24 protein-coding genes are annotated in these 26,997 nt (G+C 66.2%); 5 read left to right on the top strand and 19 right to left on the bottom strand.

Going from position 1 to position 26,997, the window contains the following annotated elements:
• Nucleotides 1-500: 500 nt before the first annotated feature.
• The 9 genes from H7I87_RS27495 to H7I87_RS27455 all read right to left on the bottom strand — a co-directional run bounded on the left by H7I87_RS27495 (nucleotide 501) and on the right by H7I87_RS27455 (nucleotide 12,290).
• Nucleotides 501-2,117 (bottom strand): AMP-binding protein, encoded by a 1,617-nt coding sequence (locus H7I87_RS27495; protein ID WP_083071383.1) that lies wholly within the window; start codon nucleotides 2,115-2,117, stop codon nucleotides 501-503.
• Nucleotides 2,104-3,744, bottom strand: a complete 1,641-nt coding sequence (locus H7I87_RS27490; protein WP_244179097.1) for a GMC family oxidoreductase — start codon at nucleotides 3,742-3,744, stop codon at nucleotides 2,104-2,106. Before H7I87_RS27490 ends, H7I87_RS27495 begins: the two co-directional genes overlap by 14 nt.
• Nucleotides 3,745-3,776: 32 nt before the next feature.
• Nucleotides 3,777-4,943 carry an acyl-CoA dehydrogenase family protein gene (locus tag H7I87_RS27485; RefSeq protein ID WP_046181962.1) on the bottom strand — a complete coding sequence of 389 codons (1,167 nt, stop codon included), beginning with the start codon at nucleotides 4,941-4,943 and terminating at the stop codon, nucleotides 3,777-3,779.
• A gap of 18 nt (nucleotides 4,944-4,961) precedes the next feature.
• Nucleotides 4,962-6,398: an aldehyde dehydrogenase family protein gene (locus H7I87_RS27480; RefSeq protein WP_083071385.1), complete on the bottom strand. Its 1,437-nt coding sequence runs from the start codon at nucleotides 6,396-6,398 to the stop codon at nucleotides 4,962-4,964.
• Complete coding sequence (locus H7I87_RS27475) at nucleotides 6,395-7,201, bottom strand: SDR family oxidoreductase (protein WP_052742699.1); 807 nt, start codon at nucleotides 7,199-7,201, stop codon at nucleotides 6,395-6,397. Before H7I87_RS27475 ends, H7I87_RS27480 begins: the two co-directional genes overlap by 4 nt.
• A gap of 4 nt (nucleotides 7,202-7,205) precedes the next feature.
• Nucleotides 7,206-8,387 carry an amidohydrolase family protein gene (locus H7I87_RS27470; RefSeq protein WP_083071403.1) on the bottom strand — a complete coding sequence of 394 codons (1,182 nt, stop codon included), beginning with the start codon at nucleotides 8,385-8,387 and terminating at the stop codon, nucleotides 7,206-7,208.
• Nucleotides 8,388-8,477: 90 nt separating this feature from the next.
• Nucleotides 8,478-10,601 carry an acetate--CoA ligase family protein gene (locus H7I87_RS27465; protein ID WP_202377866.1) on the bottom strand — a complete coding sequence of 708 codons (2,124 nt, stop codon included), beginning with the start codon at nucleotides 10,599-10,601 and terminating at the stop codon, nucleotides 8,478-8,480.
• Nucleotides 10,594-11,847, bottom strand: coding sequence for a cytochrome P450 (locus H7I87_RS27460; RefSeq protein ID WP_083071387.1), 1,254 nt, complete (start codon nucleotides 11,845-11,847; stop codon nucleotides 10,594-10,596). Before H7I87_RS27460 ends, H7I87_RS27465 begins: the two co-directional genes overlap by 8 nt.
• On the bottom strand, nucleotides 11,844-12,290 hold the full coding sequence (locus H7I87_RS27455) for a nuclear transport factor 2 family protein (protein ID WP_225342594.1): 447 nt from the start codon (nucleotides 12,288-12,290) through the stop codon (nucleotides 11,844-11,846). The genes H7I87_RS27460 and H7I87_RS27455 overlap by 4 nt, the downstream gene beginning before the upstream one ends.
• Before the next feature lie 160 nt (nucleotides 12,291-12,450).
• Here H7I87_RS27455 and H7I87_RS27450 point away from each other — a divergent pair, with 160 nt between their 5' ends.
• Nucleotides 12,451-13,602, top strand: coding sequence for an acyl-CoA dehydrogenase family protein (locus H7I87_RS27450; RefSeq protein WP_083071389.1), 1,152 nt, complete (start codon nucleotides 12,451-12,453; stop codon nucleotides 13,600-13,602).
• 178 nt (nucleotides 13,603-13,780) lie between these two features.
• Here the strand turns inward: H7I87_RS27450 and H7I87_RS27445 are convergent, their stop codons facing one another.
• From H7I87_RS27445 to H7I87_RS27415, 7 genes are all read right to left on the bottom strand, one after another.
• A complete protein-coding gene (locus H7I87_RS27445; RefSeq protein ID WP_264002959.1) occupies nucleotides 13,781-14,323 on the bottom strand; it encodes an SDR family NAD(P)-dependent oxidoreductase in 543 nt (180 codons plus the stop codon).
• Nucleotides 14,324-14,333: 10 nt separating this feature from the next.
• Nucleotides 14,334-14,651: an SDR family NAD(P)-dependent oxidoreductase gene (locus H7I87_RS27440; RefSeq protein WP_167380285.1), complete on the bottom strand. Its 318-nt coding sequence runs from the start codon at nucleotides 14,649-14,651 to the stop codon at nucleotides 14,334-14,336.
• A gap of 319 nt (nucleotides 14,652-14,970) precedes the next feature.
• Nucleotides 14,971-16,152: a thiolase family protein gene (locus tag H7I87_RS27435; protein WP_083071404.1), complete on the bottom strand. Its 1,182-nt coding sequence runs from the start codon at nucleotides 16,150-16,152 to the stop codon at nucleotides 14,971-14,973.
• A 292-nt stretch (nucleotides 16,153-16,444) separates the two neighbouring features.
• Nucleotides 16,445-17,683 carry a CaiB/BaiF CoA transferase family protein gene (locus tag H7I87_RS27430; RefSeq protein WP_083071392.1) on the bottom strand — a complete coding sequence of 413 codons (1,239 nt, stop codon included), beginning with the start codon at nucleotides 17,681-17,683 and terminating at the stop codon, nucleotides 16,445-16,447.
• Nucleotides 17,684-17,786: 103 nt separating this feature from the next.
• Nucleotides 17,787-18,563: a FadR/GntR family transcriptional regulator gene (locus tag H7I87_RS27425; RefSeq protein ID WP_139800090.1), complete on the bottom strand. Its 777-nt coding sequence runs from the start codon at nucleotides 18,561-18,563 to the stop codon at nucleotides 17,787-17,789.
• A gap of 395 nt (nucleotides 18,564-18,958) precedes the next feature.
• Nucleotides 18,959-19,708 carry an SDR family NAD(P)-dependent oxidoreductase gene (locus tag H7I87_RS27420; RefSeq protein WP_083071394.1) on the bottom strand — a complete coding sequence of 250 codons (750 nt, stop codon included), beginning with the start codon at nucleotides 19,706-19,708 and terminating at the stop codon, nucleotides 18,959-18,961.
• Nucleotides 19,709-19,715: 7 nt separating this feature from the next.
• A complete protein-coding gene (locus H7I87_RS27415) occupies nucleotides 19,716-20,534 on the bottom strand; it encodes an alpha/beta fold hydrolase (RefSeq protein ID WP_244179099.1) in 819 nt (272 codons plus the stop codon).
• A 264-nt stretch (nucleotides 20,535-20,798) separates the two neighbouring features.
• Between H7I87_RS27415 and H7I87_RS27410 the strand changes: the two genes are divergently transcribed.
• The 4 genes from H7I87_RS27410 to H7I87_RS27395 are packed head-to-tail and all read left to right on the top strand — an operon-like array spanning nucleotide 20,799 to nucleotide 24,732.
• Entirely contained in the window at nucleotides 20,799-21,944 is a 1,146-nt protein-coding gene (locus tag H7I87_RS27410) for an acyl-CoA dehydrogenase family protein (RefSeq protein ID WP_083071396.1), read from the top strand.
• A 49-nt stretch (nucleotides 21,945-21,993) separates the two neighbouring features.
• Nucleotides 21,994-23,142 (top strand): thiolase family protein, encoded by a 1,149-nt coding sequence (locus H7I87_RS27405; protein WP_083071397.1) that lies wholly within the window; start codon nucleotides 21,994-21,996, stop codon nucleotides 23,140-23,142.
• Nucleotides 23,139-23,948, top strand: coding sequence for an enoyl-CoA hydratase-related protein (locus tag H7I87_RS27400; protein WP_244179101.1), 810 nt, complete (start codon nucleotides 23,139-23,141; stop codon nucleotides 23,946-23,948). The genes H7I87_RS27405 and H7I87_RS27400 overlap by 4 nt, the downstream gene beginning before the upstream one ends.
• Nucleotides 23,949-23,961: 13 nt before the next feature.
• The gene (locus tag H7I87_RS27395) at nucleotides 23,962-24,732 is read left to right on the top strand and encodes an SDR family oxidoreductase (RefSeq protein ID WP_083071399.1); all 771 of its coding nucleotides are present in this window, start codon (nucleotides 23,962-23,964) and stop codon (nucleotides 24,730-24,732) included.
• 56 nt (nucleotides 24,733-24,788) lie between these two features.
• Here H7I87_RS27395 and H7I87_RS27390 read toward each other — a convergent pair whose 3' ends face one another.
• The 3 genes from H7I87_RS27390 to H7I87_RS27380 form a co-directional block, all read right to left on the bottom strand.
• Nucleotides 24,789-25,994 (bottom strand): cytochrome P450, encoded by a 1,206-nt coding sequence (locus H7I87_RS27390; protein ID WP_083071400.1) that lies wholly within the window; start codon nucleotides 25,992-25,994, stop codon nucleotides 24,789-24,791.
• Nucleotides 25,995-26,106: 112 nt separating this feature from the next.
• Nucleotides 26,107-26,646, bottom strand: a complete 540-nt coding sequence (locus H7I87_RS27385; RefSeq protein ID WP_139800091.1) for an ASCH domain-containing protein — start codon at nucleotides 26,644-26,646, stop codon at nucleotides 26,107-26,109.
• 192 nt (nucleotides 26,647-26,838) lie between these two features.
• Nucleotides 26,839-26,988 (bottom strand): hypothetical protein, encoded by a 150-nt coding sequence (locus H7I87_RS27380; RefSeq protein ID WP_155727149.1) that lies wholly within the window; start codon nucleotides 26,986-26,988, stop codon nucleotides 26,839-26,841.
• Between the last annotated feature and the right edge of the window lie 9 nt (nucleotides 26,989-26,997).

Below are 26,997 nucleotides of genomic sequence, written 5' to 3'. Positions count from 1 at the left end.
TGTGATCACCCTCGACCTGCCCTCGTAGACCGGCCGGATCCTCGCAAAGAAGAGCTGAGAGAAAGTCGCGTTCGCCGCCGCTGACGTCACGAGCGAGTCGGAGTTAGCCGCCGTGCTCAGCGAGACAGCCTCATCTGGGCCCGCTGCGGATTGTGGTGAGCTGCGCCGGAATAGGCAACGGCATCAAGACGGTGGCCGATACGAGTCCCCCTTCCCGCTCCTCGACTTCACCGAGTCATCAACGTCAACCTGATCGGCACCCTCAATGCGATCCGCCTTGCGGCCGAATGAATCGCGCAGCCAACCGGTCGTCTACTGGTATCAACCAACGGCATCTTGACGCGGCAAAATTCGCCGGCCACTACGTCTCCCATCGCGAGACAGATCGCGGCCGCGACCAAGCCGATCGCAGGCTTCGGAATGGGTCCTGACGCGCTGCGCTGCCGGGGTCCTAACGCCCGATGATTCGTGTGCCTGACGACACCCGAATGTGGCATGTGTCAGCGTTTGCGGCGATCATTGCGGGCGACCACAAGACCGAGTTCCTCGAAGTCGAGAGTGGTCTGGGTGATACCGCGTTCGCGTAGCTTGTACTTTTGTACCCGGCCGTTGACGTTGGCTGGCAACGATTCGAGCAGCTCGACGTAGCGCGGGATCGCGTAGTAGGGCATCGATTTTCGGAAGAATTCGAATAGTTCCTGTGGGTCAATGTCGCTTCCCGGAGCCAACACCAGACAGACCTTGACGTCGTCCTCGCTGAGATCGGAGGGAACGGCGTGCACGGCTGCCTGCGCGATCGAGGGGTGTGCCATGATGGCCTGCTCCAGTTCGATCGAGGACACGTTCTCGCCGCGGCGGCGCAACGAGTCCTTTTTGCGGTCGGCGAACCAGAAGTACCCGTTGTGATCGACGCGGCCGCGGTCACCGGTGTGATGCCACAGATTCCGGAATGTCTGCACGGTCGCGGCGTCGTCGCTCCAATATCCGGAGAACAGGCGGAACGGTTCATCGGGCCGCACCACAATCTCGCCGGACTCCCCCACCGCGACCTCGCGGTCGTGATCGTCGACGATCTTCACCTGTAGCCCTCGGGTCAGCTTGCCCATGCTGCCTGGGTGGCGCTTCTCGCGTGGATCGCCCAAGAGCACGGGCCAACATTCCGACTGCCCGAACACCTCGGCATAAGGTGCGATACCGAAGCGATTCTCGAACTGCTCGATGAACTCCGCGGTTGAGGGCATGAAGGTGATGTGGCGCAGCTTGTGGTTGCGATCGTCGTCGTTGGGCGGCTGCGCCATGATCGCCATCCCCATCGCCCCCATGCCCAGTGCGACGGTGGCACCGGTCTCGCGAATGCGTGCCATGTAGGTACTGGCGTGGAACGCCGGTTCCACGATGGCGGATCCGCGCACCGCCAATGCCGCGGCGACTAGCCAGGTTTGACCGCTGAAGTGGAACAGCGGATTGGCCCCGAAGATGACATCACCCTTTTCATACCAGCCGTGTTCGACGAATACGTTGATCAGGTTGCAGTAGTAGCCGTGGGTGATGGTGCAGCCCTTCGACGGCCCCGTAGTGCCCGAGGTGTAGATGATCGCGCACACATCGATGGGTTCGATGTCGGGCTCAGCTAGATCCGGGGAAGAGTCCTGCAGCTGCGTGTAGCGCAGGTCAGGCTGCAATGTCGCGTCCTGGGCGGGCTCCCCGACCAGCACCAGCTGAGGCCGCTCGGTCAGGGTCGCCAGGATCGGCGCCAGCATTTCCATCGCCGCGCTGTCGCCGATGTAGACCTTGGGGGTGGTCTGAACCAGTTGATGGCGCAGGAAGTCCCCACGCAGGTAGGTGTTGAGCGGCACCTGGATGGCTCCGGCTTTGGCAACGGCGTAGATGAGCACGATGTACTCGAGGCGGTTGCAGAGATTGATCGCGACCCGGTCGCCCTTGCGCACGCCCGCCGCCTGTAACGCCGCCGCGACGCGATCGGACTGCTGGTCCAGATCGCCAAGCGTGACCCAGTCGCTGTCGCATTGGATGAAAGGCCGGCCCGGGTCCAGCGCAGCTTCCTCGCGCAGCCATGCGCCGAGGGTCCGGCCGGGCCGGTGATCATCGCGAGCCATTGGTCACTCCAGTCGGGTTGCGCCGCGCGCCGAGGATCAGCTCGGCGGCCCGTTCGCCGATCATCATCGACGGGGCATTGGTGTTGCCGGTGGTGATGGTGGGCATGATGCTGGCGTCGGCGACGCGCAGGTTGGCGATGCCGTGTACCCGCAGTTCAGGATCGACCACTGCGAGGTCATCGATGCCCATTTTGCAGGTCCCCACCGGGTGATACGACGGTGTCACCGCGCCACGCACGTACTGCTCCCAGTCGGCTTCAGTGGAACAGTGCGCCTCGGGTTCGAGCTGCCCGTCGGTGATCGCGGCCATCGCCGGCTGGGCCATCACCCGCTGCACGGTACGCAGGCCGCGCAGACAGTCACGCATATCTTCGGGATCTGCCAGGAACTGATAGGAGATGCGGGGCATCGAGTCCGGCGCCGAGTCGCGCAGCGTGATCGAGCCGCGGGTGCGGGGCCGCAGAAAAGTCGATGACGCCAGGAACCCTTCTTCCTTGGCCTGCTGCACGTTAAACATCCCGTTCTCGTCGACCGCCCGGGTGATAGCAAAAGGGACGAACTGCAGCTGCAGGTCGGGCGCCTCCAAGCCAGGATCGCTGCGCGCCATGCACTGCACCTGCACCATCGTCATGGCCAGCAGGCCGCTGCCGTTGCGCACGTAATCGACCAGCCCTTTGACCGCGGTACCGATGCGCATCTTGTTGATGGTGGGAATCGTTGCCCGCCACCGCTGCATCAGGTACGGATGGTCGTGCAGGTTCTGGCCAACCCCCGGAAGGTGCAGCACCGTCTCCACGCCGGCATCCGACAGCGCCCGCTGACCCCCGATCCCGGATAGCTGCAGCAACCGCGGCGACCCAATCGAGCCCGCGCTGATCACGACCTCATCGCGGGCTCGCGCCTGTTTCACGGCCCCGTCATGCCGATATGCCACGCCCACTGCCGTACCGTGCTCGACCAGGATGCGGTAGACGTAACTGTGGGTGCGGACCGACACCTTGCCCTTGGGTGCCACGCGGCGCAGGTACTCGCGGGATGCTTGGGAGCGAGTCCCGCGGCGATGGTTCACCTGGGCCAGTCCGACGCCGTCCTGATGGGCCCCGTTGTAGTCAGGGTTGGATGGGTAGCCCGCCTGCAGACAGGCCTGCAGATATGCCATGTTGGCCTGGCCGTGGTTGGTTTGCACGTTCACCGAAATCGGACCGGAACCGCCGCGCAGCTCGCTGGCGCCGCCTTCCCAGGTCTCCATGCGTTTGAACGCGGGCAGCACCGAGTCGTAGTCCCAGCCGGTGCAGCCGTTTTTGGCCCAGCCGTCGTAGTCGGCCCGGTTGCCGCGGACAAATACGCACGAATTGATCGAGCCGCCGCCGCCCATCACCTTGCCGGCCATCCACGATTCGGGATTGCCGGTGCGCGACGGGTCCGGTTCGGCGGGGTATTTCCAGTTGACTTTCTGGTAGGCGATACCGACCGCGGCGGGGATCCGCACATCGATACGCCGGTCGCTGACACCGGCTTCCAGCAGCAGTACGTCGGCGCCGGCCTGTGCCAGCCGCGCCGCCACCACTGACCCCGAGGAGCCTCCGCCGACGACGACGTAGTCGAAGGTTTCACTGCTCTTAGTCACCTGTGGGTTACCCTCCATGATTGCGCTGAGGCCTAGTAGCTTTTGGGCAGGCCGAGGACGTGCTGGCCGATATAGGCCAAGATCAGCTCCTGGGGGATTGGTGCGATCTTCATCAGTCGCGCTTCGCGCCAGTACCGGGCGACGTGGTATTCCTCGGCGTAGCCGAACCCGCCGTGGATCTGCATAGCCGTGTCGGCGGCCTGGAAGCCGGCGTCGGCGGCTAAGAACTTGGCCATGTTCGCCTCAGGCCCGCTGGGCAGGCCGCGGTCGAGCATCCACCCGGCGCGCCGGGTGATCAGCTCGGCAGCCGCGAGCCTGGCGTGGGCCTCGGCCAGTGGAAACGCGACACCCTGATTCTGGCCGATGGGTCGGCCGTACACCACGCGCTGATTGGCATAGCCGACCGCGCGGCGCAGCGCAGCCTGACCGGTGCCGATGGCCTCCGACGCGATCAGCACGCGTTCGGCGTTAAGCCCGTCCAGCAGGTAGTAGAAGCCCTTATCCTGCTCGCCGACGCGGTCGGCTGCCGGTACCACTACGTCGTCGTAGACCGTCTCGCACGAGGACACCGCGTTGCGGCCGGCCTTGGCGATAGGGGTGATGGTGACGGCGGGGTCGTGTAGGTCGACCATGAACAGCGTCAGCCCGTCGGTGCGACGCGCACACTCCTCGACCGGTGTGGTGCGCGCCAGCAGCAGCACCCGGTCGGCGTCCTGAGCTTTGGAGGTCCAGACCTTTTGGCCCCGAATAACATACGAGTCGCCGTCGCGGACGGCCCGGGTCTTGATCGCCAGCGTCTCGGTACCCGCGTCGGGTTCGGTCACCCCGAACGCGACATGCAGCTCACCGGAGGCGACCCGGGGCAGGTACCGCTGCTTGATGTCCTCCGAACCGTGCAGGATGAGCGGATGCATGCCGAAGATTGACAGGTGGATGGCGCTGCATCCGTTCATTGCTGCGCCGGACGCGGCGACCTCCTGCAGGATGACTGAGGCCTCCAACAGGCCGCGGCCGCTGCCGCCGTAGGCTTCGGGTATTGCGATGCCGATCCAGCCGCCCTCGGCCAATGCCCGGTAGAAATCCCACGGAAACTCGTGGCGGCTATCGCGTTCGGCCCAATACTCGTCATCGAACTTCGTGCAGACGGCCCGTACACCCTCGCGAATCAGGGTCAGGTCAGTGTCGTCTGAAAAATCCACCCGTACACGCCTTTCCGATCATGAGCCCACAGGCGCTTGCTGGACCGCTTTGAGCTCGTAGAATTCGGCCAGCCCGTGATGGCCCAGCTCGCGGCCGTTGCCAGACTGCTTGTAGCCGCCGAACGGCGCGAGCATGTTGAAGAACGAGCCGTTGATGTCGACCGCTCCAGTGCGCAACCGCTTTGCGACACTCAACGCGCGCTCCCGGTCGGCCGACCATACGGCGCCCGCCAGTCCGTACTGGCTGTCGTTGGCGATGTCAACGGCGTCGTCCTCGGTGTCGTAGGACAAGATCGACAGCACCGGCCCGAAGATCTCCTCACGGGCAATCCGCATGTCCCGGCGGACGTCGGAGAACGCCGTCGGCGTGACGAAGTGGCCGGGCGGCACATCGGTCGGTGGCTCGGCGCCCCCATAAATGAGCGACGCGCCCTCGCTGATTCCAAGGTTGACATAGTCCCAGACCTTTTGGCGCTGCGCCGATGTCGCGAGGGGGCCCATGGTGGTGGCCGGATCCAGCGGATCACCGAGGGTATAGGTCTCCAGGCGAGCGCGCACGAGATCCTCTACCTCGGCGAGGCGCTCCCGGGGAACCACCATCCGTGTCCAGGCGGTGCACACCTGGCCGGTATTGGTGAAGCAGTTGGCCACCCCGACCTTGACCGCCCGCGCCAAGTCGGCGTCATCGAGAATGACGTTGGCCGACTTGCCACCCAGCTCGAGGGCCACCCGTTTGACCGTCCGTGCCGCAACCTCGCCGATCCGGCGCCCCGCCGCTGTCGAACCGGTGAAGGTGATCATGTCGACATCGGGGTGGGCGACCAAAGCTTCGCCGACGACTGCTCCGGTACCGGACACCAGGTTGAACACCCCTGGTGGCAGACCGATCTCGTCGATTATGTCGGCGACGACGAAGGCGCTCAGCGGCGCCACTTCGGACGGCTTGAGTACCACGGTGCAGCCGGTCGCCAGCGCGGCGCCCACTTTGCCGATCACCTGCTGTAGGGGGAAATTCCATGCTGTGATCGCGGCAACGACGCCGATGGGTTCCCGCAGCACCAGCGAGTCGCCGATCTGCTCCTCCAACGCAAAGTCGGCCATCAGATCGCGGTAGCTGTCGAGAACGCGACGCGGCTGACCCACCTGCACCGCCGTGGACACCCGCAGCGGGGTACCCACCTCGGTGGTGATGAGCCGGGTAAGTTCGTCGGCGCGCTCGTCGAGCTTTTTGGTCAGCTGCGCCAGGAAGTCGAGCCGAACCCCTAAGGGTGTCTGTGACCAGGCCGGGAACGCCGCGCGCGCGGCGGCCACGGCCGCCTCGACATCATCGACCGTGCCGTCGGGGATCGTGCCGATGACCTCACCGGTGATGGCTGAGTCGACCTCGATGAGGCCGCCGGCGGAGCCTCTCCAGCTGCCGTCGATGTAAACGTGCCGGCGGTCGTAGCTGCTCATGATTTCAGTCCCGGGGTTTTGGCGTGCAATTTGCGCATCTTGGCGATCCATTCGTCGTAGTCGGCGGCTTTGCCGCGGAAGTACTTCTCCACCAACGGATGAGTGAGGATCAAGAACTGCTCTTTGTTCATGCCGTCGACGATGCAGTTGGCCGCTTCGTCGGGTTCGATCGCGCCCGCGACCGCGAACCATTCGCCCTGGGCACCGCGCAGCATCGCGGTGCGGACGCCCTCGGCGACGATGCAGGACACCCGAATTCCGTTGCCGCCGTAGTGAATCGACAACCATTCGGTGAGCCCGAGCACGGCGTGCTTGCTAGTGGCATACGGCGCGTTGCCGAGCGCGGTCAAAAGGCCGGCCGCGGAAGCGTTTTGGATCAGATAGCCTGATCCGCGTTCGAGCATGTGCGGCAGCACCGCCCGGGCGGCGTAGACCTGGGGCATGACATTGACATCCCAGACCCGCTGCCACGCCTCGTTGGAGGCCCACGGGTTTCCGCGCTCATGCAGCGCTGTGACGCCGTCGTGTGGCTCACCCCACAGCACCCCGGCGTTGGACACGAATACGTCGATGCGTCCGAATTCGGCCAGCGTGGCGTCGACCAGACGGATGATCTGGGCTTCTTCGGCGACATCGGTGACAACGCCGAGGGCGCCGATGTCCTCGGCGACGACCTCGGTGCGCGGCGCGTCGATGTCGGCGACAACGACCGAGGCGCCTAATGCGGCGAACCGGCGACACATCGCCTCCCCCATGCCTGCGGCGCCGCCGGTGACGACGATGACTTTGCCTGCGGGTTCCACGGGCCTAGGTCAGCTTCGTGAGTTTCGCCGCGTTGTCCCACATGACTTTGCGTTCCGCGAGGGGATCGTTGAGCTCGGCGGCCACCTTCTCGTACTGGCGGGGTTCGGCGAGGCCCTCCGGGTGCGGATAATCCGACCCGAACAGCACCTGGTCGACGCCCAGATGCTCGACCACATCCAGCAAGTTGTCCTCCCAGAATGGAGACACCCACACATGCTCGCGGAACTGCTCGACGGGATCTGAGGCGAAGTAGCCGGGGCGTTGGAAGCCGGCGCGGTTGAGCCCGGAGATCAGCAGCGGCAGGAACTCCGCTCCGTTTTCCACCGAGGCGATCTTCAGATCAGGGAAACGTTCGAAGAGCTTGTCGCAGGTCACCGCAGCCAAATAGTTGGCGATCGCCCGCTCGTGTCCGACGGCAATCTGCAGCGGTGAGGCGATGTCGCCGATGATGTTGCCGCGGTGTTCGACGTATTTGTCCAGGCCGGCGCCGCCGACCTCACCGACATGAACCACTACGACTGCCCCGGCCTCCTGCACCCGCGCCCAGATCGGGTCGAAGATCGCATCACCTGGCGAGCGCCAGCCGCCGTCGGTGTAGCTGGCCTGGGCGCGCACCACGAAAATCCGGGCGCCGTTGGCCAGGCCGTGCTCGACTTCGGCGACCGCGTTCGGGATGTCGCCGAAAGCCAAGTAGGGCGAACTGAATATCCGGTCCTTGTAGTTGTAGCCCCAGTCATCGAGCAGCCAGCGGTTGAAGGCCTTGAACGCCTGTCCGGCAGCGGGCGGGTCGTACTGCAGCGCCTCTTCGTAGCCCATCGCCAGCGACGGCAGCATCCATACCGCCTGCAGGCCCTGCTCGTCCATCTTGGCCAGTCGGTCGTCGCGGTTGCGGTAGTGGCTAGGAATCGGCTCGCGCTCGGAAAGGATGTCCAACAGCGAGCGCTTCTGCGGATTACCGCGGAAGTAGTCGGCCATCGCCCCCGGCTTCACGATGGGGTCGAAGGTCGGGTTTGTGACGGTGTGGTCGATCTTGCCGCCCACGATCTGGCGGGTGCGACCATCGATGACCGCGGTTTGCACGGTGCGCTCGCGCCACTCCTTGGGACGGTGCCGGGTGAAGGCGTCCAGAGGCTCGTAGTAGTGCTGATCGACGTCGAGCACGGGAAGAAGGTCGGTGCCAGTCACGTGGTCCTCCAAACGTTGACAGGTCTTGCGGGGTGTCTGTCTCAGCGCGGCAGAACAGCCGTAACGCTGGGATTTACTATTCTAAATCTACTAAGAATTTGGTGAATCGACAAGGGCCGGCGCGGCGGCACGAACACACAGAGCATCGACGATCGTTCCGCCGTTTTTGTCGGCAATGGCAGGATTCACCTCGACCTCGGCGAGGTTCTGCTCGGCCAGCAGAACAGCCATCCGGTTGAGCGTGTCGCCGATCCAGGCCTCATCGACGGGTTCGCTGCCGCGGAAACCGAAAATCAATTCGGCTAGCCGCAGCCGGGTCAGTGCTTTGTGCAGGGTGGCCGCGTCGCAGGGCAGCGGGACGTGCTCGACATCGCGGTGCACCTCGACGGCCGCGCCGCCGACTCCCACCGTGCCGAACACCCCGAGGTCGTCAGCGGTGCGCACGGTCAGGATCAGCTCCACTCCGCCAGTCACCATCTTCTGCACCAGCCAGGTCGGGTTGGCTCCCGGGCTGCCCGCGGCCATCCGCGCCACCGCGTCCTCGACCTTGGCGGCATCGGACAGGTTGACCGCTACGAGCCCCCGCTCAGTGCGGTGCGCGATGTCCTCGTCGGCGGACTTCACCACCACGGGGTAGCCAAGCGCCTCGGCCGCCGCTGCCGCCGAGCCGCTGTCGCATACCGTCATCGCCGCGACGTCCAGGCCGTAGTCAGCCAGCAACTGTAATGCCTGGGCGCCGCCGATCGTCCCCGCACGGGTGGCGGGCTCGCCGGCGAAGGTGGGAGTCGAGTCGTCCAGCACCCGTTGCGGACCGAGCAGCGCTCGTACCAGCCGGCCCAGGTCTGATGGGCTCTGGGCCACCAACACCCCAGCCTCACGCAGCTCTTTGATATAGGGGTCGACCGCGCGGCCCCCATACCACAACACGACGCAGGGTTTACCGGTGGCACGGCGCACCGCCAGGATGTCGGCAACGCTTTGGGTGTTCCACCCCCGGGCGCCCATCGGCAGCGGCACGCACACCGCCTCCACGGCCGGATCCTCGGCCACCGCGGCGAGATAACCGCCGAAGTGCCTGGGCATCGAGCCCGGTCCGACATCGAGCGGATTGGGAATGGCGGCGAAGCTCGGCAACAGTGCCTTGAGGTGTTGGGTCGTCGACGTCCCCAGCGGCGGGAATACCACCCCGGCGCCGGCCAGCTGCTCGGTGGCCAGCACTGCCATGCCGCCGGAGTAGGCGACCATGCCCCAGCGCCGCGGGAACTGCCGCCGTGGTGGTGCGGTCATGGCGCCCAGTACCCACAGGTCGTCGGGGTCGTCGACCACGGTGACGTCTAATGCCCGCAACAGCGCCAGCTCCAGTGCGCCGCGACCGATGATCTTGCCGGTGTGGCTGGCCGCGGCCTGTTCGCCGGCCGCGGTGCGCCCGCCCAGATAGGTGATCAGCCGTTTGCCCGCGTCGTGCAGTTGCTCGACCGCAGCGGCGAACCGGCGGCCGTCACGGATGGATTCCATGTACAGCGCGACCGTGTGGACTTCGGGCAGGTCCGCGAAATAAGAGATGAAGTCGGGGATGTCCATGTCGCGCTGATTACCAGTGCTGACGATGTGAGAGATGCCCACCCCGGCGTCGCGGGCCCGTTCGACGACGGTGCTGCCGATCGCGCCGCTCTGCGCGATCACCGCGATCCCGCCGGCGGTGATGGGTACCCCTTCGGTGAGCACCGAGGTCATGCTCATGGCCAGGCCGGTGCGGACGTTGACCAGACCGGTGCTGTTGGGTCCGACGACGTTGATGCCGTTCTGCTTGGCGTAGTCCAGCAGTGTGCGCTCCAAGGCGTGTCCGGCCGCGCCCATGTCGGCGAAGCCGGCGGTGAGAATCAGCGCCTGACGGGCGCCGACGGCGGCGCATTGCTCCAACACCCCCAACACCGCGTCCGCGGGCACCGCGATGACCACCACGTCGGGCACCGTCGCCGCATCGCTCAGCGACCGTAGCGCCGGGTAGCCGTCAACATCCGTGGCGCTGGGATGAATCACCATCACCTCGCCGGCGTAGCCGTAGACCCGCAGATGCTCAAGTACCGCCCGGCCACCCGCCTTGTAGGCCTGCCCGCTGCTGGTGGAGACCCCAACGATGGCCACCGACGATGGCTCCAGAAACCGTTTGGCAACGTGCCCGCGAGGGGGCGCCAGCTCGAGTGCCTCAGTCACGCCAGGTCCTAAAGGGCAGCACTGCCAGGCTTCGGGTCTGACCGCCATACGCGGCGAGCTGGGCGTTCTCCGGCAGCGAGAAGCGGGGAATCCGGCGCAGGATCTCCTCGAACGCGATCGTCAACTCCAGGCGCGCCAGGTGAGACCCCAAGCAGCGGTGGCTGCCGGCGCCAAACACCATGGACTGCTGCGGCGGACGGTCGAGGAGGATCTGATCCGCCTGCGGGTAGGCGTCTTCGTCGCGGTGCGCCGACGCTAGCGGCACCACCACTCGGTCACCGGGCTGCAGTTGGACCCCGTTGATCACCGTGGGCTCGGTCACCGTCCTGCTCGCATGCACGATCGGCTCGTAGCGCAGCAGTTCTTCCACGGCTGCGGGGATCAGCGCCGGATCCGCGGCAAGCCGGTCTTGCAGATCGGGGCGCCGGGCCAGATGCAAGAAACTGAAGCCGATCGCGGTCGTCACCGTGTCCAGGCCGGCCAGCACCAGCACATAGGCGAAGTTGAGGATTTCCCGATAGTCCAGCTTGCGTTGGCCGGGCATCTCGGCGGTGGTCAGATACGAAATGATGTCGTCGCCGGGATTTTTCAGCCGCTCGTCCAGTAATTCACGCAAGAAGTTGTTCAGCGCCTTGCCGGCCGCCAGTCGGGCCGCAGTCTGCGCCTCGACGTCGCCGTGCGAAGCGCCGTTGGTGGTGGTGTGAAGGATGGTGCCCGCCCAGCTACACAGCTGATCGCGCTGCTGCACACTGAAGTCGAGGCCGACCAAGCGCAAGAACACCGCACTGGGGAAGGGCTGGGCGAATTCGGCCATGAAATCGAACTCACGCTTGTCCAACATGGTGTCGACGAGTTGGATCGCGTACTCGCGCACCGAGTCCGCGATGTGCTCGATGGCCTTGGGGCGAAACAGGGGATCCACGATCGTGCGGTACCGGCGATGCTCAGGCGCATCAACCTCCAGCGGGATCAGCGCGCGAGTATGGCCCGGAGTGGGCGGCGTGTCCGCCGGCCACGACGAGAAGGTCTGCGCGTTGTGCAGGACCGCGGCGATGTCGTCGAACTTCGTCATCACGTAGAAGCCGCCGTAGTTCTCCGTATGCGCCACCGGACATGCCCTGCGTAGCGCGGCGTAATCGGCGTGCGGGTCCAGCGCGAACTGCGGGTCATAGTGGTCATACTCGTGACCCAGGGCCTGCAGCGCGGTGCAAACGCCTGTGCGTTTCCCGGGTTGTTCCTCGCTCACGGGAGCTCACCTCGATCGTTGGAAATGGTGGATTGGGGCTTCCCGGGCGAGGCCGGGGCCAAGTCGGGGTCGACAGGGTCGCGACAAAGCTCAGCCAGCGCGCCCGGTTCCTTGTAGTGCACGTCGACGCGCACGATCTTGCCGTTACGCAGTCGGTATACGTCGACGCACTCGATGGGCATGCTGCGCCCCGTGCGCCGCGAGGTGAACGTGCCGCGTACCACGACTGCGACCCAATCGTCAGTCCCGGCGATCTCGGGCGGATCCAGTGCAACCCGGAACTCGCGGCTCACGGCACCCAGCATTCGGCGAAACCCTTCGACACCGACATAGTCACCGCCGAACGGCAGGCTGGCGGCCTCGGAGAAGACGTTCGCGTCGTCGAGCAAGGCGGCGCAGGTGCCAATGTCCCCGCACCGCAGACCTTCGGTAAATCTGCGCACCACCTCTACGTTGTGCTGCCCAGGCACCGAAAAACCGCCTCTCCACAATCGCCCAACCCCTCGGCTCAACACCGACGGCTAAAGTATTTTTCTACACAGATTTTGGTAGTTAGTCAACGGTCACAGCCTTAGAGGAACATAGTAGTCTGTGCTAAATTAGATGGACGTCAAGCCCGGGAGAAGACTTTTGACATTCGCGCTCACCGACGAGCAGCGCCAACTTCAGGAGCTGGTGCGCAAGTTCTGCGAGGCCAAATCGCCGATCACCGAGGTGCGACGGCTGATGGACACCGAAGACGGATTCGACGCCGCGGTGTGGAACCAGCTCGGCAGTGAGCTGGGCCTGCAGTCGTTGGCCATCCCGGAGCGCTTCGGCGGCGCCGGCTACACCTTGGTGGAACTGTGCCTGGTATTGGAGGAAATGGGCCGCGCCCTGCTGTGCGCGCCATTCCTGTCGTCAATCGCCCTATGCGCCAACGCGATCCTGCTCGGCGGCACCGACGAGCAGCGCCACCGCCTGCTTCCCAGCATCGCCTCCGGCGAGGTGCGCGCCGCGCTCGCCTTTGCCGAGCGGACCGACGCCTGGGCGCCGTTCGAGGTAGCCACCGAGGCAACGGCTGACGGTGCCGACTACCGCCTGCGCGGGACGAAGACCCTGGTTGTCGATGGTCACACCGCGCAGTTGATCGTCGTCTCGGCGCGGCTGGCCGGCTCCGCGGCGGTCTCGTTGTTCATTGTGGACACCTCCGACGCGCGGGGCCTGCAGCGCAGGGCCCTGCCCACGCTGGATCAGACCCGGAAGCTCGCCGAACTGCACTTCGATGAGACGCCGGCACGGCTGCTAGGTGGCCTAGAGGATGACGGCGCGGCGACGTTGCAGCGCACCCTGCAGCGCGCGGCGGTGTGCCTGGCCGCTGAACAGGTCGGCGGCGCTGCGCACTGCCTGGACGCATCGGTCGAATACGCCCAGATCCGCACTCAATTTGAGCGGCCCATCGGCAGTTTTCAGGCTATCAAGCATCGGTGCGCTGACATGCTGCTCGACGTGGAGTCGGCTCGCTCCGCCGCCTATTACGCGATGACCTCGGTTGCCGACGATACCGATGCGGCGCTGGCATCGTCGCTGGCCTATGCGCACTGCTCGCAGGCCTTTTCCCGGGCGGCCAGCGCCATGATCCAGATCCATGGCGGTGTCGGCTACACCTGGGAACACGACGCGCACCTGTATCTCAAGCGGGCCAAGGCCTCCGAGGCATTGCTAGGTGGCGTCAGTTACCACCAGGATGTGGTGGCCAAAGCAATGAACCTCTGAGAAGCCTGTCCACTGAACGGCTGAGTCAGACCGAGCATCCACCGCCGACGCGCAGGGCCTGTCTGTAACGTAGGCCGACGGGGGCAGCTAGGCGCACGCCGAACCGATCCAGTGCACCGTTTTTAGGCGCAACGCCCTGGTGGTCCGGTGCACGACTCGGCCGGCGTCGCCTGCCGGCTCAGACTCCTAGGGCCGCGAGCAGCCTCGCCGGCGCGTCCTCAGCGGACCAGTCGATCGTGGCCACCGGTTCGGGATGGGTCAGGACGGTTACCTCGCCCCCGCCAACGATGAAGTCGCCGTAGTGATGTCTGCCGCGGCGTCGCTGCACAGGAATACGACCAGCGACGCGACGCGGTCGGTGTGGAAGTCCTCGGGTCGGGTAAAAAGGCCCCTGGTCCGTTGCTCCTGGAAGGGTCTCGGTGAGAGCGGCGCCCATCCGTTGACCGCTCTCGACGGAGATCGGGTACATGCGGGTATTGGACGAGCGCGGACGGATTTGATTGACGGTTACGTGGTAAGGCGCGAGCTCGAGGGTGAGGGTCCGGGTCAGCCCCGTGATTCCCTCCTTGGCCGAGCCGTAGTTCGCAAACAGCGGCATGCCTAGTCCCGCCTCGGAAGAGGTGTTGACAAGCGCCGGTACGACTGATTGACGAAGATCCTCGCGGCCGCCTGCGCCACGCTGAAGTCGCCGCGCAGGTGCGTCGCAATCAGGACATTCCAGTCCTCCTCGGTCAGATCGAGGGGGGCGTCGGCCTCAGGATCCCCGCGTTGTTCACCAAGATGTCGAGGCGTCCGTAGGCGTCCAGCGCCTGGCTCACCAGCTCAGCACCGGTTGACAGCTGCGAGACGTCGCCATACTCGCCGCCTGCCTCAAAGATGGCGGCGACGACGTCGTCGGCAGGCCTTCGATCAGCGCCGGTGCCGTCTGCCGCAGTGCCGAGGTCGTTCACTACCACTCCGGCGCCCGCCGCCGCCAGCGCCAGCGACTCAGACCGTCCGATGCCCCGGCCGCCACCCGTCACGATCGCTACCTTGCCCTCGAGCTGCACAGCCACAACCCCTGCCGACTATGGCCCCGTCCCACCGGCAATGAACGACAGAGATGCAAGATAGGAGTGCACTCATTTGGGGTCACCCATGCCCAAACGAAGGCACCGGGCGGCAACGAAATCCGGGGCCGCAACCATCACCGACAAAGGAACCTTTGTCAGATACGAGCCGTGCCGCTCCAGAGACCTCCACAAACCTAAGTCGTGCCCGATGATTGTCGCTTGTCACATTAGATCCATCAGGACGCAACCGGCGGTCGCACCCGAGTGATGAGCGCCATTGCCGGGCAGATTACCGCGTCTGATCTGTTCCGGACGGTCAGAGCCGCTCGATGATGGTCGCGTTGGCCATCCCGCCACCCTCGCACATGGTCTGCAGGCCGTAGCGGCCGCTGGTAGCCTCCAGCGCGCCCAACATGGTGGCCATCAACCGCGCTCCCGAGGCGCCCAGCGGATGGCCGAAAGCGATTGCGCCACCGCGCGGGTTGAGCAGATTTGGATCGACGTCAAGCTCGGCCTGCCAGGCCAGCGGCACCGACGCGAACGCCTCGTTCACCTCGAAATGATCGATCTCCGAGGCCCGCAGTCCCGCCCTCTGCAGCACCTTCCGCGTCGCCGGGATCGGCGCACTCAACATCGTGATCGGGTCGTCACAGGCCAGCGCGAAGGCATGGAACCGGGCCCGCGGCCGCAACCCCAGCTCCTCCGCCCGCCGCTCACTGGTCACCAGCACCGCGCTCGCCCCGTCGGCGAGCTGCGAGGAATTCCCCGCGGTGATGTGCCACTGAATCTGCGGGAACCGACGGCTCATCGCCTCCTGCTCGAACGAAGGGGGCAGCGTGCTCAGCCTCTCAACGGTGGTACTGGGCCGGATCGTCTCATCGGCGCAGACCACCCCATCCCCCACGGTGATCGGCACGATCTCGTTGGCGAACTCGCCCGCTGCGGCCACCGCCGCCGCGCGAGCGTGCGACCGGGCCGCATACTCGTCCAGCTGTTCGCGGGTCAGCTTCCACTTCGCCGCCACCAGCTCCGCCGAAATCCCCTGCGACACCAGCCCCGGCAAGTAGCGGTCATGCGCCGGACCGAACGGGTCCACCCCCATCCGCGCCGAGCCCATTGGCACCCGGCTCATCGACTCGATCCCACCCGCGACCACCACGTCGTACTCGCCCGCGATCACCCCCTGCGCTGCGAAATGGAGCGCCTGTTGGCTCGATCCGCAACGCCGGTCGATCGTCACTGCCGGTACGTGCTCGGGCAGCCCGGCCGCCAGCCAGGCCCACCGGCCCGGCGTCGCAGCCTGATCAGCCGCTTGGCTGACGCATCCGATCAGCACATCATCGACCAGGGCCGGGTCCAGATCTTGGCGGCCCATCAGGCCTTGCAACACCTGCGCCAGCAACTCCACTGCATGCATTGACGACAACGCGCCGCCCGGCTTCCCCTTACCCATCGGGGAACGGACAGCATCGATGATCACCGCGGATTCGGTTCGCATCATGCCGCCTCGACCTCGCTATGAACGATCCGATTCGCCCAGTTCAGGTTTGCCTGTAACCGGGGGGCGATGCGCGAGTCCCAACTCATTTCAGTGCCTCCATCCATCCAATAGTGAGAGAACTCTCGATCGATCAGGTCAGGTGCAGGGAGCTTGAAACCTGGCCCGGTGCCGTCCTGTGGCAGACTGCCGGGCTTGGCAAGCAACGCGTGGGTCGAGGGCTACTTGCGGCCGGCCAAAGGCCGCAACCGGATCAGCTCCCGGTTCCGCAGGCGGGCCTCGTGGCGGGCACTCATACCACGCCGCGCTGCCGCAGGGCGGCGACCTCGCCTGCGGACATCCCCAGCTCGCCGAGGATCTCGTCGGTGTGCTGGCCGAGCCACGGTGCCTCGCGCTCGATGGCGAAGGGCTGACCTTCGACAGGGGCAGGCCAGCCGACGTTTACAAACGGGCCCGCCTGCGGATGCACCGACTCGTAGATGATCTCGCGGGCGCGCAGGTGCGGGTCGGTCACTGTCTGCAGGACCGAGTTAGACGGGCTGATCGGGATGTCGTGGTCGATCGCGATCTGCATCCACTCGGCCTGAGTCTTCGAGCGCATGATCGGCACCAGCTCGTCGGCGAGCGTCTTGCGGCCGCCGGTGTGAAAGTCGACTGGCGAGTCGAGGTACTTCGCCTCGGCGAGGTCGGGGCGGTCAACGACGCGGCAGAAGTTGTCCCAGAACTTGTGCTCGATCGCCGCGAGCATGACGAACTTATCGTCCTTGGTGAGGTAGTACCCGTACTTCGGCCGCTCCCGCGCTTCGCTGCCAACGAACGGCGGCAAGTTGTCGCGGTTAGTGGTGTTGACGAGGTTCCACATGGCAACAGCGTCCTGCGCCTGGGCGGCGATGGTGGCATCGGTGCCTGACGCGTCAATGTAGGCGCCCTGGCCGGTGGCCGCACGGTACACCAGCGCCGCGATCGCGGTCAGGGCGCCATAGGTACCGCCCATCATCGGGCCGTCGACGAACCCCGGGAAATAGCGGTCGCCGGCGGTGAGGACCTCTTGGACGATGCCGTCCGGCTGTATTTCGAGATGGGGCACGCCAGCGACCGCCGACATCATATAACCATGCACCGGAATCTGGCCGTACGGTCCGCGTCGGCCGTAGCCGCTCACTTGGCAGTAGACGATGTCCGGCTTCGCCTTTCGCAGATCCTCGTAGCCGATACCCAATCGATCGCAGGCATCGCCGGCGAACCCGTTGACGACAACGTCGGTGTCTGCGAGCAGGCGGTAGAAGATCTCTCGGCCCTCGTCGGTGCGCAGGTTCAGCGTAAGGCTGCGCTTGTTCCGGTTGAGCAGCAGGTGAGTCGGGCTATTGTGCGGCGCCAGCAGGCCGCCGAGCTCGCGGATGTAATCACCGGCACCGGGTTGCTCGACTTTGGTTACCTCGGCGCCGAGGTCGCCCATCAGTCGCCCGGCCTGGTCCCCACTCGGCAACACGGCGCACTCGAGAACACGGATTCCACTGAGCAGCCCGATCATCGGAACCTCGCTTCGCAAAAATAACGGTCACCCACACCGGTCACCGGCGCCGATAATCGTATCCTATTTTAAGGATCCGAAGAGACTGGCGATCGATGACGGGCTAGACGCTGGAGGGCGTTGGCTCACCGTTCTCGGCGCGGGCCGGCGTGCCGTCGACGGGAAACCCGACCGATGCCATGGCCTCCCAGTGTCGGAGCATTCGGCGCTGGGCAAGTGCGGGATCGGCGGCCCTGATCGCCTCGGCAATCGCGGCGTGTGCGTGATGCACGTCCTCCACCACAGGTCTCGCCGGGGAATGGTCGACCAACGCCTTAGTGAGTTCGACTAATACCTGCACGAAGAGCTCGACGACCGGATTGCCGCTCAGCGCCGCGACTGCGAGGTGGAAATCAGCCGCTCGGGAAGCGATTTCGCCTGCGTTTGCGCCCTCCGGGATGTCAGTCAGAGCGCCGATCTGATCCGCGGCCTCTTCCGAGGCATTCACCGCGGCAAGCCGTGCTGAGGTGATCTCGAGAATTTGCCTGACGTCGAACAGGTTCCGGTCGGTCACGCCGCGGTAGCGAAGGTAAATTGACACCGCGTTGACAACGGCTGCCGGGTCGGGGGCCATGACGAATAACCCACCATGGCGACCTTTTCGCATTTCTGCGACCTGGTGGTGTTCCAGGAGCCGGACGGCCTCCCGGAAAACGGCGCGGCTGACCCGGTAGCGCGGGAGAAGGTCGTGCTCGCTCCCGAGCATCCGCCCCGTGGGCCAGCCGAGCTCAATAATCTCCTGCTCGATCTGCGCGGCGAGCAGTGCGCCGCGCTTCTTGCCGCCGGCGCCGTTGACGGCGTCGATCTGCTCCGTTGTGCTTGGGTCCGTCCTGGCTGCCATGGAGCGCACATCCCTCCGTCCCGGTCCCGTGTCCGTACGGCTTAACGGCTTGTTCCTAGCGGTCTGTGCGGCTGTCCGCGCGCGTACTCCAGTCAGGCGGTGCCGTGCGTCTATCTCGGACACTGATATCCACTCGGCGTTGAACTAGGCTACCGTGCGCCGTGTCGTTAACGTGCGCCGTGTCGTTAATCAGTATCCGCCATTCGGACCGGGCAGCAGGTGCCAACCGCGATAGGTCTTCAGCGGAGATTGCAGGGCTGCCGATGTACCCGTGCCAGGCGACCGCGGGCCGTCCGACACCGCGGATAACACCGCTTCACACCAGGGCTTCCGGCGGAGACCCCCGCCGCGTGTCCCGCCCGCGCCAAGAGTTCCTGTCCGACCGTGGCCCCAGGTCAAACCGGGCCCATCCGTAGAGCGCCGTCTAGCCGGACCGTCTCGCCGTTGAGCATCGGGTTCTCGACGATGTGTCGGGCCAGGGCCGCGTACTCGTGCGGCATCCCGAGCCTGCGCGGGTGTGGCACCTTCTGGGCCAACGCCTCCCGTGAGCGCTCGGGCAGCAGCGGGGTGTCGAACAGGCCCGGTGCGATCGAGCAGATCCGGACCTGCCTGCCCGCCAGGTCACGCGCGGCGACCAGCGTCATACCGACGATGCCGGCCTTCGAGGAGGCGTACGGCAACTGGCCGATTTGGCCCTCCCACGCCGCAACCGACGCGGTGAGCACGCACACGCCGCGCTCACCGTCGACTGGCTCGGCTGCGACCATACGAGCCGCGGCGAGCCGCAGCACGTTGAAGCTACCGATGAGGTTGATCCGTACGATGCGTTCAAAGTGCTCGAACGAGCCCGGGTTACCTTCCTTGTCGACGAGCCGCAACGGTCCACCGCGGCCGGCGCAGTGCACGAGCACCCGCAGCGGGCCGTCCCGCTCGGCGATATCCATTGCCGCATCGACCTGGTCAGACTCGGTGACGTCGGCGTCGGCGAACCGGGCTCCGAGTCGCGTCGCGACCTCGGAGCCCGGCGAGGATGGCAGATCCAGGATCGTGACCGAAGCGCCGGCCTCTGCAAGCGTCTGGGCGGTGGCCATGCCTAGGCCGGATGCCCCACCGGTGACCAGCGCGCATATGCCTTTCAGCTGCATGTATCTCCTAGGACGGCTCGGCTGGCAGATCATCGAGGAAGGCCTGCAAGGTGGCGGTGAAGATGTCGTTGTCGTCGCCTGCGAGCATGTGGCCGGCGTCGGCGACGCCGATCGTCCGGGCGTCAGGGATCGTGTCGACGAGTTCGCGCACGCCGATGTCGTCGGTGACGTCGGAACGCAGGCCCCGCACGACCAGCGTGGGCACGTGCACGGAGCGCGCCGCGGCCTCCATGCGCCGACGTAGGGCGTCGATGTCGGGCATCCCGTCGGGGCCGCCCCAGGCAGGGTCCCAGTGCCAGTACCATCTCCCGTTCTGGCGCCGCCGGACGTTCTTGCGCAGCCCGTCGAGATCAACCGCCCGGCGGCGATGGGGGGTGTAGGACCGCACGGCCGCGGCGACCTCCTCCAGCGAGTCGAAGCCGTCGGGCGCGCCCAGCATGAAGTCGCGCACCCGCTGCACACCCTCCGGCCTCATGTTTGCCACGACGTCGACGAGGACAAGACCTCGCGCGAACGGCCCATGCTCGCCGAGCGCGACGAGGCTCGTGACGCCGCCCATCGATGCCCCGACGAGCACCGGCCGCTGGTCCAGCCGGCCCACGATCGCGAGCAGGTCGGCGACCATCACATCGGTGCTGTAGTCACCGTCGGGCGCCCATTGACTTTCGCCGTGCCCGCGCGCGTCCACCGACAGCGCGCGGAAACCGTGCCGGACGAGCCGTTCACCCGTGCGGTTCCACGAGTGTCGAGTCTGCCCGCCGCCGTGCATCAGCACCACCGTGCCGCGCGGGTGGGTCGCCGGCTCCCAGAGGTCGGCGGCGAGCATGACGCCGACCGCCGGTAGGTCGACGCGCCGAGAAATGACGTGGCCGGCCACGTCAGGCCGTGAGCGTGCGGGCGACGGTTTCGCGGCGAACCGTGGCTTGACCCTGCGCCTCATCGAGAACGCGGCTCAGCGACCGCAACGCCTCATGGTGCTCGGTGGCCCTGAAGTCCATCTCGTCTCCTAACGCAGACCTTGTCTTTGCAATATGGTGTACTAGATTAGCGTCCGTCGTGCGGGATAAGCGGGAGTGGTCTAGGAGAAATTGTGCGCCGGCTCGTGACCTTCACCCCCGAACAGGAACAGTTCCGCTCGCTTGTCCGCGGCTTCTACCACCGCGAGATTGTGCCCGAGTACCGGCAGTGGGAACTCACCGGCGCACCGCCGCGACACTTCTGGAAGCGCGCCGGGGAGCTCGGGCTGCTGGGCGTGACCGCACCCGAGGAGTGCGGCGGGGGCGGCATGACGAGCTTCTTGTTCAATGCGATCATGACCGAGGAGGCACAGTTCGCCGGCCTGGCACTCGGTGGGCTGCGCGTGCACACCGATATCTGCATGCCCTACTTCCTCAGGCTGGCAACGGAGGACCAACGGGCGAGGTGGGTGTCGCATCTGGTGAGCGGCGAGGCCGTGGCGGCGCTTGCGATGTCTGAGCCGGGGGCGGGTTCAGACGTCAAGGCCTTCACGACGCGAGCCGTGCGCGACGGCGACTCCTACCTCGTCACAGGCACGAAGACGTTCATCTCCAACGGGTCGGCGGCCGACCTCATCGTCACCGCAGTCAAGACCGACCCGGACGCGGGACGCGATGGGCTAAGTCTGCTGGTGATCGAGGGCGACTCCCCCGGCCTGGCCCGGGGTACCAACATGGACAAAATCGGGCTCAAGGCGCAGGACTTGTGCGATCTTTACTTCGACAACGTGCGGGTGCCCGTCGCAAACCGTCTCGGCGAGGAGGGCGCCGGGTTCGGTCAGCTCACCGCCAATCTAGGGCAGGAAAGACTGTCGATCGCCGTCAACAGCCAGGCTGCCGCGGAGGCGGCGATCCGCACCACGCTGGACTACGCGTCCAACCGGACCGCCTTCGGGACGACGGTGTCCGGGTTCCAGAACACCAAGTTCGAGCTGGCGGCGTGCCGCGCCGAGACCGATGCCGGCCAGGCCCTTCTCGACAACGCGCTGCTCGCTCACGAGGCCGGCACACTCACTCCGGCCGACGCCGCAGTGGTCAAGCTCTACTGCACCGAACTGCAGGGCCGGGTCGTCGACCGCTGCCTGCAGCTGCACGGCGGATATGGCTACATGCTCGAATATCCGATCGCGAAGGCATACGTCGACGCCCGGGTCTCACGCATCTACGCCGGCTCGAACGAAGTCATGAAGGTGATTATCGCCAGGAACATGGGCCTGTGAATCTTCCAGTGTTTGGCGTCACCAATGACCATATTGTAGTGTCCTGTTTATGCGTGACGCCGTCATTGTCGAAGCCGTCCGGTCCCCACTGGGCAAGCGTGGCGGCGCACTGGCTGCAGTACACCCCGCGGACCTCGGCGCCCAGACGCTGACCGCACTGGTCGACCGGGTGGGTTTCGACCCGATGATCGTCGATGATGTGATCTGGGGCTGCGTCGGACAGGTCGGTGAGCAGGCCGGCGACATCGGCCGCACCACCGCCTTGTCGGCCGGCTGGCCGCAGACTGTGCCCGGGGTGAGCGTCGACCGAGCGTGCGGCTCGTCGCAGCAGGCGATCAGCTTTGCGGCCGCCGTTGTCGCCTCTGGGCAGGCCGACGTCGTGGTGGCCGGTGGCGTGGAGAACATGTCGCGCATCCCGATGGGCCTGTCGTTCACGATCGGCGGCAACCCCTACGGCGGTCAGGGCTTCAGCACGCGCTTCCACGGAATTGACCCCGACCAAGGCCAGGGTGCGGAGATGATGGCGCAACGCTGGAACCTTAGCCGCGCCCAGCTCGACGAATACTCGCTGCGCTCGCACGAACGCGCGGCGCTCGCGCAGGACAGCGGCGCCTTCGACGCGCAGATCGTGCCGATTAGGACGCCCGACGGATCGTTCGACCGCGACGCGGGCATCCGCCGCGGTGGCAACCTCGAGTCGCTGGGCGCGCTCAAGACCGTCTTTCGAGAGGACGGTGTGATCACCGCGGCCAATGCCTCGCAGATCTCCGACGGGGCTGCCGCGCTGCTCATTACGACCAGTGAGTTCGCGAACAGCCAAGGCTGGAGACCGATCGCGCGCGTGCACACCGCCGTGGTCGTCGGCGACGACCCGATCATCATGCTCGCCGGCCCCATCGCAGCCACCAAAAAAGCGCTGGCCCGCTCCGGCCTGAAACTCGCCGACTTCGGCGCGTTCGAGATCAACGAAGCGTTCGCGCCGGTGCCACTGGTCTGGATGTCCGAGCTGCAGGCCGACGACAAGGTGCTCAACCCTCTCGGCGGCGCGATCGCGCTGGGTCACCCGGTCGGCGGCTCGGGAGCGCGGCTGGCGACCACGCTGGTGCATCACATGCGGGACAACGGGATCCGCTACGGCCTGCAGTCGATGTGCGAGGGCGGTGGGCAGGCCAACGCCACCATCTACGAGCTGCTGTGAGCGATCCGGGAGCACACGTCGACCACACCAAGGTGCTCTTCGAGCGTGACGGCGGCGTCTTGACGATCACGCTTAACCGGCCCGAGGCGCGCAACGCCGCCGACCACGATGTGTGCTGGCTGATCGGCAACGCTCTGGAGGACGCCGACCGCGACCCCGCAGTCCGGGCGATCATCGTCACCGGAGCCGGCGAAAAGGCGTTCAGCGCCGGCGCCGATCTCAAGGCCATCGCCCGCGGCGAAATGCGCATACCCAAGGGTATGGAGCACTGGAGCTTCGCCGGATTCGCCAACCACTTCACCTCCAAGCCGACGATCGCGGCGGTTAACGGCAACGCGCTCGGTGGTGGCACCGAGCTCGCGCTGTCGTGCGACCTGGTGGTGGCTGTCGAGGCGGCGACGTTTAGCCTGCCCGAAGTCAGACGCGGGCTGATCCCCGCCGGCGGCGGGGTCTTCCGCCTCCTCGACCAGCTGCCGCGACGGGTAGCCATGCGTCTGCTCCTGACCGGTGAGTCGATGACAGCCGCAGACGCCCTGCGGTGGGGGTTGATCAACGAGGTGGTTCCCGGCGGTCGGGCGCTGGCCGCGGCGCGTGACCTGGCCCTCCAGATCAGCGCGAACGCGCCGCTCGCCGTCGAGGCGACCAAGCGCATTGCCTACGGCGTGCACGACGGGGAGCGCACCTCCGAGCGGCAGTTGTGGGACCAGACCCGCCGCGAGTTCGACACCCTACTGCGCACCGCCGACGCGCAGGAAGGTCCGCGTGCATTTGTCGAGAAGCGCGCGCCACAGTGGCGCCGCGAGTAATCAGAGAGGGCGCATGGATATCAAGGGCAAGGTTTGTGTGGTCACCGGCGGCGCCGGCGGGCTGGGCGAGGCCACCGTGCGGCGGCTGGTCACCGAAGGCGCGACGGTCGTCGTGGCCGACCTCGCTGACGACCGGGCGCAGGAGCTCGTGGAGCAGCTCGGTGACGCGGTCGAGTATGTGCGCACCGACGTCACCGACGACGCCTCGGTGGCTGCGACACTGGTCCGCGCCGGTGAACTTGGCGAGCTGCGTACCGTCGTGTGCGCGCACGGCGGGCCCGTGGCCTCACAGCGCTTGGTCGGCCGCGACGGCGCGCCGATGCCGCAGGAGCTGTTCGACCGGACGCTGCGCGTGTATCTGTCGGGCACCTTCAATGTCATGCGCCAGGGCGCCGCCGCAATGGCCAGACTCGCGCCCCTGGACTCGGGCGTACGAGGGTTGATCGTCAATACGGCCTCGATCGCCGCATTCGAGGGCCAGGTTGGTCAATCGGATTATGCGGCGGCCAAGGGCGGCGTGGTGAGCCTGAGTTTGGTCGCCGCGCGCGACTTGTCGGCCGTCGGAATCCGGGTCAACACCATCGCGCCCGGCACCTTCTTCACACCGGCGTTCGGCCTGCCTGAAGACGAGGCGCAGGCCAAATGGGGCGGTATCGTGCCCTTCCCGAAGCGGATGGGCAGACCCGACGAGTACGCCGACCTGGTCGCTTTCCTGGTGCGCAACGATTACGTCAACGGCGAGACCATCCGCATCGACGGCGCGCAGCGGTTCGGGTTGAAGTAGCGGCATCAGGTGTCTGGCGGCGGCCGCTGCCGTCGACGCACATTGCACCTCGCCGCCTAGCGTGCCAGGTGCATCGGCAGTCTGATCGGACCGCGGGTGAATCCGGCACGGTACTCGGGCGTCTCGCCGGCGGCGAGCTCAAAGCGTGACAAGCCCGACACCGCCCGTAGGGCCAGGCGGAGTTCGCGGCGGGCCAGATTGTTGCCGATGCAAAGGTGGATTCCGGCGCCGAAGGCGACGTGGCGTCGCGCGTTGGGTCGATCGAAGTCGATTGTGTCCGGATCGGCGAACACGCGCGGGTCACGGTTGGCCGCGATCCAGCTCAGGTTGACGCGGGAGCCCTTGGCCATCGGGCAGCCCGCGACTTCGGTGTCTTCTCCGACGGTGCGCCCGGCGAGTGTCACCGGCGAGACGTAGCGCAACAGCTCCTCGACGGCGTGGGCCAGCTTGGTGTCGTCCATGTCGCGGATCTGTGTACGCAGCGAGGGGTTGATCGCCAGTTCGTGGAACATGCAGCCGAGAGCCGACTGGGTGGTGTCGATGCCGGCGACGATCATCAGATACATCATCTGGATGCGTTCGGACTCGGTCAGCGCGAGGCCGTCATGCGACTCCTCCAACCCCATATGTGCGACGGCGCCGATGATGTCACTCGTCCGGCCCTCGTCTCGCGCGGCCGTCAGCAACTGTGCGCACCACTCGAACAGCACCGGTGTGATCTCCGTGGCGCGCTCGGGCTGTGTCTGCATGATGTCAACGGCTTCGAGGATGTGCCGCACGTCATCGAGCTGTTGATGAAGGAACAGCTCGAAGTACGCCCGCGGCGGCAGGATGGTCGCGAAATCAACGATCATGTCGCAGGGGTCCTGCCAGAGGCAATCCTCGAGGATCTCGTCGATGATGCGCTGCACGCCGCCCTCCACCTTGTCGATCGCCGCCGGGGTGAAAAATGGGTTGAGCTTCAAACGGATTTGTTTGTGCACCGGCTCGTCGTTTTCGAGCGGGATGAGCCGCACGACGTCGAGGTCGAACTGCACCGGCGTCGCGCCGTCGCCGTTGATGAACCGCCTCGGGTCGCGGGCGATCTCATTGGTCTCGGGATACCCGGTGACCAGCCAGAACCCGGTCTTGTCCGGGGACCAGTGTCCGTCGCTGAACGCGACCGGGCACTCGTCGCGGATTTGGGCACTAATGCGGTGGTACGGCTCGGCCAGGCGAGGGTCGAGCGGATCGAAGTGCACCATGTGTTGCTGCTGGGTCATCGAGAGCTCCTTTCGTCGGGTCCCACGATCACGGCGCGGCTGTGATGCCGGCCGGACCCGATGCCGAACTGGTCAGCCACAGGCGCCGTGGCGGTGTCGGCGCCGCCGCCGGTCACTGCGCGACCCCGGCGCGTTCCGCGACGTCGACGGGCGGGATCCACAATCCGAGCGCTCCGGGGCAAGGGATCGGCTCGGGCAGGGGCTCGCGGTCTTCGAGGACCAGATGCACGACGCGGCGCCGCTTTCGGCCACCGCGCTCGACGTAGGCCGACTCGCCCCACGGCTTGCAGCACCCGACGTCGAGATGGCAGTCGACCAGGACCGCGGTCCCGATGACGGCCGACATGTCGACGGCGCTGGCCAGCGACCGCCCCTGGGCGGCCCGCCTTATCAACGGCGACTGGTCACCGCGCTGCGACCACCGCGCCCCGGCGTGAATGAGTAGTCGGCCCCGGTAGCTCCACATCTGGGAGCGGTTTTCGACGTTCTTGTCGGCCGACACGATCGCCCAGGCCCAGGGCTGCTGAACGGTGATTGCCCGCACGCCGACATCGGCAAGGACATTGCCCGCACCTGCCTTGGCTGTCCGCGGACGGCGGGCCAGCGGAGCCGCTGTCGAGACCATCGTCGACGGGGGTGGCGGGGTTCGCATGCCGCGAATCGTAACTCGGCAAATGGTTGCTGAATGTGGCCGCTGCCTGCATTTTTTGAGTATTGCTAGGAGAAACTTCTCCACTGGTGGTGATCTTCTGCGGGGATGCGGTCCGTGAAACGTTGCCGCACCAGCGGTGATGCCACGTCCCCATGGTGCTTGTAAGCCGCCCCGAGGCGTGGCGACGAGCTGTTAGTGGCGGCCCAGCAGCACCTGGTGCCGCTGCAGGCGCTGCTGGGCCGCGTCGGCATTCTTGCTGTCGTGCAGGATCAGCCGCATCAGCTGTGCGCGGGCGTTGGGGTTGAACGGGTCGTCGTGCAGTTCGTCGCATGCGATCTTCAACTCGCGGGA

This window comes from Mycobacterium timonense, assembly GCF_025821985.1.
In the GTDB taxonomy this organism is placed as follows: Bacteria; Actinomycetota; Actinomycetes; order Mycobacteriales; family Mycobacteriaceae; genus Mycobacterium; species Mycobacterium avium.
The sequence above is the reverse complement of the archived record's forward strand: the minus strand, read 5'-3'. Positions and strand labels throughout refer to the sequence as shown.